This is a genomic window from Stenotrophomonas sp. NPDC077659 (assembly GCF_050268705.1).
Taxonomy (GTDB): domain Bacteria; phylum Pseudomonadota; class Gammaproteobacteria; order Xanthomonadales; family Xanthomonadaceae; genus Stenotrophomonas.
In genome coordinates this window covers 1-6,934 of the sequence record NZ_JBNNHG010000178.1, presented here as the reverse complement: position 1 = coordinate 6,934, position 6,934 = coordinate 1, and the positions used below count along the sequence as shown (strand labels likewise).

At 68.7% G+C, this 6,934-nt stretch carries 8 protein-coding genes; 4 read left to right on the top strand and 4 right to left on the bottom strand.

Annotated features, from left to right (window positions below):
- The 4 genes from ACQKDV_RS17515 to ACQKDV_RS17500 all read right to left on the bottom strand — a co-directional run.
- Positions 1 to 715, bottom strand: a 715-nt coding sequence (locus ACQKDV_RS17515; RefSeq protein ID WP_427785433.1) for a 4-hydroxy-tetrahydrodipicolinate reductase, incomplete at its 3' end; no start/stop codon positions are given.
- A 168-nt stretch (positions 716 to 883) separates the two neighbouring features.
- A complete protein-coding gene (locus ACQKDV_RS17510) occupies positions 884 to 1,129 on the bottom strand; it encodes a DUF6587 family protein (protein ID WP_427785432.1) in 246 nt (81 codons plus the stop codon).
- Positions 1,129 to 2,991 carry a ferrous iron transport protein B gene (gene feoB, locus ACQKDV_RS17505; protein ID WP_427785431.1) on the bottom strand — a complete coding sequence of 621 codons (1,863 nt, stop codon included), beginning with the start codon at positions 2,989 to 2,991 and terminating at the stop codon, positions 1,129 to 1,131. The genes ACQKDV_RS17510 and feoB overlap by 1 nt, the downstream gene beginning before the upstream one ends.
- A complete protein-coding gene (locus ACQKDV_RS17500; RefSeq protein ID WP_427785430.1) occupies positions 2,988 to 3,239 on the bottom strand; it encodes a FeoA family protein in 252 nt (83 codons plus the stop codon). The genes feoB and ACQKDV_RS17500 overlap by 4 nt, the downstream gene beginning before the upstream one ends.
- 118 nt (positions 3,240 to 3,357) lie before the next feature.
- Between ACQKDV_RS17500 and ACQKDV_RS17495 the strand changes: the two genes are divergently transcribed.
- The 4 genes from ACQKDV_RS17495 to ACQKDV_RS17480 form a co-directional block, all read left to right on the top strand.
- Positions 3,358 to 4,146, top strand: coding sequence for an enoyl-CoA hydratase-related protein (locus tag ACQKDV_RS17495; RefSeq protein ID WP_427785429.1), 789 nt, complete (start codon positions 3,358 to 3,360; stop codon positions 4,144 to 4,146).
- 1 nt (position 4,147) lies between these two features.
- Positions 4,148 to 4,534, top strand: coding sequence for a VOC family protein (locus ACQKDV_RS17490; protein WP_427785428.1), 387 nt, complete (start codon positions 4,148 to 4,150; stop codon positions 4,532 to 4,534).
- 160 nt (positions 4,535 to 4,694) lie between these two features.
- Positions 4,695 to 5,588, top strand: coding sequence for a hydroxymethylglutaryl-CoA lyase (locus ACQKDV_RS17485; RefSeq protein WP_427785427.1), 894 nt, complete (start codon positions 4,695 to 4,697; stop codon positions 5,586 to 5,588).
- Positions 5,585 to 6,934, top strand: a 1,350-nt coding sequence (locus tag ACQKDV_RS17480) for a PAS domain S-box protein (RefSeq protein ID WP_427785426.1), incomplete at its 3' end; no start/stop codon positions are given. The genes ACQKDV_RS17485 and ACQKDV_RS17480, both read left to right, overlap by 4 nt.

The window sequence follows — 6,934 nt, the reverse complement described above, 5'->3', positions numbered from 1 at the left end:
ACCACGATTCCCGCGGCACACGTCCAGCAAGGCGGGAATGCCGGCGGTTTCGCATAGATCGCACCCGGTAGCTGCCCGGCGCGCGCCCGTGCAGCTGGCGGGCGGCAAACAGCGCACCGCGGGCGAAGATGTCGCGGCTGGTCGCCCGGTGGACCAGCTCGATGCGCTCGCCCAGGCCGGTGAACTGCACCAGGTGCTCGCCGACGATGTCGCCGGCACGCAGGCTTGCGTAGTGCGGCTCCGCCCCGCCCCGCTGTGCGGCCGCACCCAGGGTCAATGCCGTGCCAGACGGCGCATCCTTCTTCCGCGTGTGGTGCGACTCGACCACGTCGCAGTCCCAACCGGCCAGCGCCTGTGCGGCGCGTTCAACCAGTTCGTCCAGCACGGCCACGCCGAGGCTGAAGTTCGAGGCCCAGACCAGCGGGATCGCACCAGCGGCGGCGTCCAGCGCCTGCCGCTGCACCGCAGAAATGCCGGTGGTGCCGGACACCAGGCCCGCACCGCGCTGCACGCACAGTGCCAGCATCGGGTCAAACCCCTCCGGCAGGCTGAAGTCGATCGCCACGTCGAAGGCCGGCGCGCCTGGCAGTTCGTTGGCGGCGAAGTACGGCACGCCATCGATCACGCGCTGGGCCGGCGCACGGCCAGTGACCGCAGCCACGACCTGCAGGGTTTCAGGATGTTCGGCGGCCAAGCGCAGCAGGGCCTGGCCCATGCGCCCGGAAGCACCATGGATGAGCAATCGCAGGGGAGTCTGGTTCATGCACGCAGGCTAGCGGCAGCGCGGCCATTTGGGTAGATCCACGCCATGGATGGGACCTGGTAGATCCACGCCATGCGTGGATGAAGGCCCCCGCGAACAGCAGCCGAGCATGGCTCGGCTCTACTTTTTGGTCGGTCCGCAGCTGTCACACCCTCCACAGCCACCGCCGCCGCCCGAGCCCGGCGGCGCGATCCTGCGGCCCAGCGCCTGCATCAACGCAGGCCGGCCCGGCTTCAGCAGGGCCAGCGCCAGCGCACCGCGCAGCCTGCGCGTGATGCCGGGAAACTGCTTCTTCATCACCACCCACACACTGGCCAGCACGGCTACCGCGACGATGAGGTACTGGATCAGCAGGCCGGCATCCATCAGCCACCGCCCAGCGCCACAGTCACCTGGTAGGTGATCAGTGCCGCCACGTAGGCGGCCGCGAACAGGTACAGCGCCGAGAAGCCCATCGTCTTCCACGAATTGGTTTCGCGCTTGATGGTGGCCAGGGTGGAAATGCACATCGGTGCGTAGATGAACCACACCATCAGCGCCAGACCGGTAGCCAGCGACCAGCCATCGGCCACCACCGGCGACAGCGCGGAGATCGCCGCATCGTCGTCGGCCGCCGACAGTGCGTAGACCGTGGCCAGCGACGACACCGCCACTTCGCGTGCCGCCAAACCGGGAATCAGCGCGATGCAGATCTGCCAGTTGAAGCCCAGCGGTGCGAATATCGCGGTCATCGCATGGCCGATCTGGCCAGCGTAGCTGTAGTCGATGGCCGGCATGGTCGCATCGGCCGGTGCACCCGGGAACGTCAGCAGCACCCACAGCAGGATGGTCAGGGCCAGGATGATGCCGCCAACCCGGCGCAGGAAGATCATGGCGCGCTCGTACAGGCCCACGGCCAGATCGCGCACGTGCGGCAGGCGGTAGGACGGCAGCTCCAGCATCAGCGGGTGCTCGCTCTTGTCGCGGCGCCACTTCTTCATCACCCAGGACATCACCAGTGCACTCAGGATGCCGGCCACGTACAGGCCGAACAGCACCAGGCCCTGCTGGTTGAAGATGCCGACCTTGGCATCTGGAATGAACGCGCCGATCAGCAGCGCGTATACGGGCAGCCTTGCCGAACAGGTCATCAGCGGGGCCACCAGGATGGTCGCCAGGCGGTCACGCGGGTCCTGGATGCTGCGGGTGGCCATGATGCCGGGCACCGCGCAGGCGAAGCTGGACAGCAGCGGGATGAACGAACGGCCCGACAGGCCGGCACCCGCCATCATGCGGTCGAGCAGGAACGCGGCGCGCGGCAGATAGCCGGATTCCTCCAGGGCCAGGATGAAGGCGAACAGGATCAGGATCTGCGGCAGGAAAACCACCACTCCGCCGAGGCCGGCGATGATGCCTTCGGTCAGCAGGCTGGTCAGTGGCCCGGGCGGAAGCACGCCACCCACCACTTCGCCCAGCCAGCCGAAGCCGGCCTCGATGCCATCCATCAGCGGTGTCGCCCAGGCGAACACCGCCTGGAAGATCAGGAACATGACCACCACCAGGGTGACCAGGCCGAACACCGGGTGCAGCAGCCAACGGTCCAGGGTGTCGTCGATCTTCGCGGTGCGCGCCGGCATGGTGACGGCGGACGCAAGAATGTCACGCACCTTGCCGTGATAATCGATGCCGCCCTCCACTTCCGGCTGCGGCGCATCCAGGTGCGGCACCATCGCATCCAGGCGATCCACCAGTGCCTTGGCGCCCTGCTTGCGCACCGCCACGGTTTCCACCACCGGCACGCCGATCCCGCGCTCCAGCGCCGCGACGTCGATCCTGATGCCACGGCGCTGCGCCGCGTCCACCATGTTCAGCGCGATCACCATCGGCTTGCCCAGCTCGCGCAGTTCCAGCGCAAACCGCAGGTGCAGGCGCAGGTTGGTGGCGTCGATCACGCACAGCAGCACGTCCGGGGCAGCCTCGCCGGGGTAGAAGCCCCGGCACAGATCACGGGTGATCGCCTCGTCCAGACTGGCCGGCTGCAGGCTGTAGGCGCCCGGCAGGTCAAGCACGGCGAACTCGCGGCCGGACGGCGCACGCAGGCGGCCTTCCTTGCGTTCGACGGTGACGCCGGTGTAGTTGGCGACCTTCTGCCGGCTGCCGGTCAACTGGTTGAACAGGGCGGTCTTGCCGCTGTTGGGGTTGCCGACCAGCGCGATGCGCAGCGGGGCAGCGTTGACGGCAGCGTTCATGCGTGGGCCTCTGCGGCGGCGTTGATGACGACACGCTTGGCTTCACTGATGCGTAGCGCGAACCGGGTGAACCCGACCTGCACCAGCAGGGGTTCACCGCCGATCGGGCCCTTGGCCACCAGGCGCACTTCCTCGCCGTTCACGAAGCCCAGTTCGCGCAGGCGACGGGCAATGGCGTCGTTGGCGTGCAGGTCCTGAACGCAATCGACCGTGGCGGAGGCATGCAGCGGCAGTTCGGACAGCGTCATCTACCAGATCTCAGCTGGATGTAAATAGTTCTCGATTCTAACATTCCCGCGCCGCGTCATGGCCCATGACCAATGGCCCGCTATGATCCATACAGGTATGGAGTGACCCCGGATTCCCATGAACGATGCTTTGCTGATCGAGCGCGATGGCGCCGTCCTCACCCTCTGGCTGAACCGGCCGGAGCTGCACAATGCCTTCGACGCCGGCCTGATCGCCCGGCTGACCGTCGCCCTGGACGCCGCCGGCCGCGACCCGACCGTGCGCGTGGTGGTGCTGGCCGGCCATGGCGCGTCCTTCTCCGCCGGGGCCGACCTGCAGTGGATGCGCGGCATGGCCGCCGCCAGCGAGAGCGAGAACCGCGAGGACGCACTGGCCCTGGCCCGCCTGATGCGCACCCTGGACGAGCTGCCGCGGCCGACCCTGGCCCGGGTGCACGGCGCGGCGTTCGGTGGCGGCGTGGGCCTGGTCGCCTGTTGTGACATTGCCATCGCCACCCCTGCTGCCCGATTCGGCCTGACCGAGAGCCGCCTGGGCCTGCTGCCGGCGGTGATCTCGCCCTATGTGATCGAGGCCATCGGCACCCGCCAGGCCCGGCGCTGGTTCGCCACCGGCGAGCACTTCGACGCCGACACGGCCCTGCGCATCGGCCTGGTCCACCAACTGGTGGAACCCGAGCGCCTGGACGACGCCGTGCAGCGCCAGTTGGCCCAGCTGGACAAGGCCGGCCCTATCGCCTCGGCATCGGCCAAGGGTCTGGTCCGCCAGGTCCGCCACAGCCGCGACCGTGACACGCTGGACGATGACAATGCCGCCCTCATCGCGCGCCTGCGGGTGTCGGCCGAAGGCCAGGAAGGGCTGGGCGCCTTCCTCGACAAGCGCGCGCCACACTGGGTCACGGAGGCCTGACATGCTTGACCACATCGGCCTGTGCAGCGGCGACCTGGCCCGCAGCAAGGCGTTCTTCCTGCAGGCACTGTCACCGCTGGGCATCACCCTGGTGATGGAAGTGACCGCCGAACAGACCGGCAGCTACGACCACGTCGGCTTCGGCAGCAACGGCAAGCCGTTCTTCTGGATCGGCAATGGCGGCAGCGCCAGCCACGGTGTGCACGTGGCCTTCGCATGCGCCAGCCGTGCCGACGTCGACGCCTTCCACGCCGCCGCGCTGGCCGCCGGGGGCCGTGACAACGGGGCGCCAGGCCTGCGCCCGTGGTACCACCCGGACTACTACGCCGCCTTCGTGACCTGCCCGGACGGCAACAACATCGAAGCGGTCTGCCACCGCCCGGCCTGATCCCCGCGCAGGATTGTGGCCGCTCCGGCGGCTGACCTGCGTATCCCTGTTGGCAGCCCGGCTGAACCCGGGCCGCTCCCCGTTTTCCAGGACTCCCCGTGACCGCACCCGCTGACGCCCCTGCTGCCCGCACCGCTCTTCTGCCCTTGGAGATGCGTCGATGAGCGATATCGTCCGCATCGTCGAAGTGGGCCCGCGTGACGGCCTGCAGAATGAAAAGCAGGCGGTGGCGACCGCTGACAAGATCGCGCTGATCGACCGTCTGTCCGCCACTGGCCTTCGCACCATCGAGGCCACCAGCTTCGTCAGCCCGCGCTGGGTGCCACAGCTGGCCGATGCGGCCGAGGTCTATGCCGGCATCGACCGCCGCCCCGGCATCGCCTACCCGGTACTGGTGCCCAACGAGCAGGGCTATGACCGCGCCCGCGCCGTCGGCGTGCAGGAAGTGGCGGTGTTCACTGCGGCCTCCGAGGCCTTCAACCGCACCAATACCAATGCCGGCATCGACGAGTCGCTGGCCCGCTTCGCGCCGGTCCTGCGTCGTGCCGCCGAAGACGGCGTGCGCGTGCGCGGCTACGTCTCCACCGTGCTCGGCTGCCCCTACCAGGGCGAGGTGCCGCTGGCCGACGTGGTGCGGGTGGCCCGCGCCCTGCACGACATGGGCTGTTACGAAATCTCGCTGGGCGACACCATCGGCGTGGGCACCCCGCACAGGGCGCGGGCCATGCTGAAGGCGGTCGCTGCCGAGATCCCGATGGACGCCCTGGCCGTGCACTTCCACGATACCTACGGCCAGGCCATCGCCAACATCGCCAGTTGCCTGGAAGAAGGCGTGCGCGTCGTGGACAGCGCCGTGTCAGGCGCGGGCGGCTGCCCCTACGCAAAAGGCGCCAGCGGCAACGTGGCCAGTGAGGATGTGGTCTACCTGCTGCAGGGCCTGGGCCTGGACTGCGGCGTGGACCTGCCGGCCCTGGCGGAAACCGGGCGTTGGCTCGCGGGCCTGCTCGGTCGCGCCACCGCAAGCCGGGTCGGGCAGGCCCTGGCGTCGACATGAACGACGGCGGCCCGCGCGACGTTCCGGCCTACGGTGAAGCACCCGCCGTGACCGACGACGCGCTGGCCGCCCTGCAGGCCGCGCTGGCCGGTGCGCCGCCCGCCGCGCAGGCCCGGCTGCTGCGCCAGGCGATGGAAGCGCTGATCGATGCCCGCCTGCGCATGGGCGAGGCGCAGGAACGATACGCCGCCCTGTTCGATGCGGTACCCGATCCGGTCAGCATCCTCAGCGCCGATGGCGTGGTGCTGGACGTCAACCGCGCCGGCGTCCACGCCTACGACCGGCCGCGCGAGGCCATCGTCGGCCAGCCCATCGAACTGCTCAATCCCGACCTGCCCAGCGACCACCTGGAGCCGGTGTGGGAAGCGCTCAACCGCGGCGACACCTACGTCATCGAAGTGACCAACATGCGCGGCGACGGCAGCCGCTTCCCGGTGGAGGTCCACTCGGCCGGCTTCCAGGACCGTGGCCAGCGCTGCATCGTCGCCGTGGCGCGTGACCTCAGCGGCCGCTGGCGGGCCGAATCGCGCTACCGTCTGCTGATGGAGTCCATCGACAAGGGCGTGATCCTGTTCGACCGTGACCTGCAGGTGATCTCGGCCAACCCGGCCGCGCACCGCATCCTGGGAATCAACGGCAATGGCAGCGGCAACGGCTTCCACGCCCTGCTCGACCCCGAGGCGTGGTTGTTCGTGGACGAACACGGCAATACCCTTACCCAAGCCCAGTGGCCGGCCCGCCGCTGTTTCCAGGCCGGGCGGGTCATCCGCAGCACCATCATCGGCCTGTACCACCGCCCACGCGGGCGGATGCTGTGGCTGTCCACCACCAACGTGCCCGTCTTCGGCACGGGCTGCGACCAGGCCGACCATGTCTATTCGATGTTCAGCGACATCACCGAGCTCAAGCGCAACAACACTCTGTTCGCGCGGGCGCAGTCGCTGGCGCACATCGGTGGCTGGGAATGGGACCGTGGCCTGCGGCGCCTGTACCTGACCGATGAGGCGCGGCGCATCCTCGGCCAGCCCGACGACCTGCGGGACATGAACGACCTGCTTGACTGCCTGCGCACTGACGACCGCACTGCCCTGCAGCAGGCACTGGCCGACACCATCGAACATCGCAGCAGTTTCGGCTTGGAACTGCAGGGCCAGCGCCGTGATGGGCACTCGTTCTGGATCCGCATGATCGGCGAGGTTTCCACCGGTGATGTCGATGCCGCGCGCATTACCGGTACCGTGCAGGACATCACCGAACGCAAGCAGGCCGAGGAAACCCTGCGCGTACAGGCGCGCACCGACCCACTGACCGGGATCATGAACCGCGATGCGGTGCTCACCGATCTG

What these genes read in the sequence shown, in the direction of transcription:
- ACQKDV_RS17490 (WP_427785428.1), top strand. Translation starts at nt 4,148, where the DNA reads ATGCTTGACCACATCGGCCTGTGCAGCGGCGACCTGGCCCGCAGCAAG.
- ACQKDV_RS17495 (WP_427785429.1), top strand. Translation starts at nt 3,358, where the DNA reads ATGAACGATGCTTTGCTGATCGAGCGCGATGGCGCCGTCCTCACCCTC.
- feoB (WP_427785431.1), bottom strand. Translation starts at nt 2,991, where the DNA reads ATGAACGCTGCCGTCAACGCTGCCCCGCTGCGCATCGCGCTGGTCGGC.
- ACQKDV_RS17510 (WP_427785432.1), bottom strand. Translation starts at nt 1,129, where the DNA reads ATGGATGCCGGCCTGCTGATCCAGTACCTCATCGTCGCGGTAGCCGTG.
- ACQKDV_RS17485 (WP_427785427.1), top strand. Translation starts at nt 4,695, where the DNA reads ATGAGCGATATCGTCCGCATCGTCGAAGTGGGCCCGCGTGACGGCCTG.
- ACQKDV_RS17500 (WP_427785430.1), bottom strand. Translation starts at nt 3,239, where the DNA reads ATGACGCTGTCCGAACTGCCGCTGCATGCCTCCGCCACGGTCGATTGC.